Origin of the sequence: Mycolicibacterium canariasense (genome assembly GCF_002101555.1) — a bacterium.
Taxonomy (GTDB): domain Bacteria; phylum Actinomycetota; class Actinomycetes; order Mycobacteriales; family Mycobacteriaceae; genus Mycobacterium; species Mycobacterium canariasense.
Map to the genome: position 1 here is coordinate 1 of NZ_LQOL01000006.1, position 2,645 is coordinate 2,645.

At 65.2% G+C, this 2,645-nt stretch carries 2 protein-coding genes; both read left to right on the plus strand.

Annotation, left to right across the window (positions count from 1 at the left end; translation table 11 throughout):
- The first annotated feature begins 159 nt into the window (after nucleotides 1-159).
- Complete coding sequence (istA, locus tag AWB94_RS00980) at nucleotides 160-1,782, plus strand: IS21 family transposase (protein WP_055111511.1); 1,623 nt, start codon at nucleotides 160-162, stop codon at nucleotides 1,780-1,782.
- Nucleotide 1,783: 1 nt separating this feature from the next.
- Nucleotides 1,784-2,584, plus strand: a complete 801-nt coding sequence (gene istB, locus AWB94_RS00985) for an IS21-like element helper ATPase IstB (RefSeq protein ID WP_055110181.1) — start codon at nucleotides 1,784-1,786, stop codon at nucleotides 2,582-2,584.
- Nucleotides 2,585-2,645: the final 61 nt, after the last annotated feature.

Consider the following 2,645-nt stretch of genomic DNA (forward strand, 5'->3'; position numbering starts at 1 on the left):
TGTCGTCTGCCAGGAGGATGGGACCAGTGTGAGCTGATTTTGCCAGGGTGATGGGACCACCTGGATTGCCAGTTATGGGACCACCGGCGCGTCGCGTCGGTGGTCTCTTCATCTGTTCGTTTGATCGCCGTGATGGTCCAAGTCACGGAGGCGGCGGGCATGGCTTTTCGGGAGGTCAGTGTGAACGAGATCAGGGAAGTGCTGCGGGTGTGGCTGGGGGTCGCGGGGCTACCGGCACCGGGGTACCGCACGATCGCCGCGCATTGCGGCGTGGACCGCAAAACGGTGCGCCGCTACGTCGAGGCCGCGCAAGCGGCTGGTCTGCGCCGTAGCGACGGCGTCGAGGCTGTCGATGACGGGTTGATCGGGGCTGTCGCCGACGCGGTGCGCCCAGTACGCCCCGATGGCCACGGCGCAGCGTGGGAACAGCTGCTGGGGTTTGAGGACCAGATCACCGCGTGGGTGGCCGGCGATGGTCAGGCGCGGCCGTTGACGATCACCAAGATCCAGACGTTGCTGGCCCGTCAGGGGTGCGTGGTGCCGTATCGAACGTTGAACCGATTCGCCGGTGAGCGTTGCGGTTTCGGCCGCAAGGACACCACGGTGCGGGTCGCTGACGGGGATCCCGGGGTGGAATGCCAGATCGATTTCGGCTACCTGGGGATGCTGACCGACGCCACCGATGGGCGGCGTCGCAAGGTGCACGCGTTGATCTTCACTGCCGTCTACTCCCGGCACATGTTCGTGTGGCTGTCCTACTCACAGACCCTGGCGGCGGTGATCGCCGGCTGCCAGGCGGCGTGGGAGTTCTTTGGCGGGGTGTTCACGGTGCTGATCCCAGACAACCTCAAGCCGGTGATCGCCGCTGCTGATGCGGTCAACCCCCGATTCACCGCGGGCTGGCTCGACTACGCCGGCCATGTCGGGTTCCTTACCGACCCGGCCCGGGTGCGTTCCCCGAAAGACAAACCGCGGGTGGAACGTGCGGTGCAGTACGTGCGCCGAAACTTCTGGGACGGTGAAACATTCACCAGTATTGAGCAGGCACAGCAGGCTGTCACCGCGTGGTGTCTTCGTACTGCCGGGACCCGTATCCACGGCAGCACGTGTGCACGGCCAGTGGAGGTGTTCACCACCGAAGAACAGGCCCTACTGCTTCCGGTGCCGGGCGCTTACGACGTGCCGATGTTCAAGACCGTAAAGGTGCACCGCGACTTCCACGCCGAAGTCGCCAAAGCCCTCTACTCGCTGCCCGAGCAGTGGATCGGCACCGCGTTGGACGTGCGCGCCGATAGTGAGCTGGTGAAGTTCTATCACCGCGGTGTGCTGGTCAAAGTCCATCCCCGCCAGTCTGCAGGTGGCCGCAGCACCGACCGCGCCGATCTGCCCGAACACAAGGCCGTTTACGCGATGCGGGACTTGACGACACTGATCGCCACCTGCGCCGCGCACGGCCCCAACGTCGGGATCTACGCCGAACGCATCCTCGACGATCCGCTGCCATGGACGCGGATGCGCACCGTCTACCGACTCCAGGGCCTGGTGCGCCGATACGGCGCGCAACGCGTCGAGCAGGCCTGTTCGATGGCGCTGGACCTCGATGTCGTCTCGGTCAACAAGATCGCCTCGATGCTCGAACGCGCCACCGAGAACACGATTCCGGCGCTGCCGCTGGCCGTCGGCCACACCGCTACCCGGTTCTCCCGAGATCCCTCTGAATTCAACACCACCTCAACATCATTGAGTGTCGTTGCTAGTGCCGACTCCGAGGGGACCTGCTGACATGACCACCACAAACCGCGTGGCCGCAGACCCGGTCGGCGCAGACCTGCTCCGACTGCTCAAAGCGCTCAAACTCGGCGCCCTGGCCGACACCCTGCCCGAACGGGCCGCACTGGCCCGCCAGCACAAGCTCAGCCACATTGGATTCCTGGAAACACTGCTCGCCGACGAGGTCTCCCGGCGCGAATCCCGTTCAGCTGCCCTGCGGGCGGCCAAAGCCGGCCTCGACCCCACGATGCGTTTCGACTCCTGGACCGCACAACAGGACCTGCGCTATGACCGCACCCTGCTCGGCGACCTGACCGCGTTGCGATTCCTCGACGCCGGCCAGTCCGCGATCATCCTCGGACCCGTCGGAGTAGGCAAGACGCATCTGGCAACAGCGCTGGGGCACTTGGCTATTCGCCGCCGCCATAGTGTCCTGTTCGCCCGATCCGACAAACTGTTCACCCGGCTGCGTGCCGCTCGACTCGACCACACCGTCGACGCCGAGATCCGACGGCTGGCAGCCGTGGACGTCCTGATCATCGACGACTTCGCGCTGCGGCCCCTCGACGCCACCGAAACCAGCGACTTCTACGAAATCGTCGTCGAACGCCACCAAACCAAGACCACCATCGTGACGTCCAACCGCGAACCCGCCGAATGGTTGACCATGACCGCCGACACCCTGCTCGCCCAATCAGCCATCGACAGACTGACCGCTGCAGCCCACACCCTGGTCATCGAAGGACCGTCCTACCGCCAACGCACTCGACCCGGCCAGCTTGACCCAGAAGGGCCCGACGAGCATCCTCGATAACGCGCCACGGTGGTCCCATCCCCCTGGCAATCAGGTGGTCCCATCACCCTGGCAAGCGACA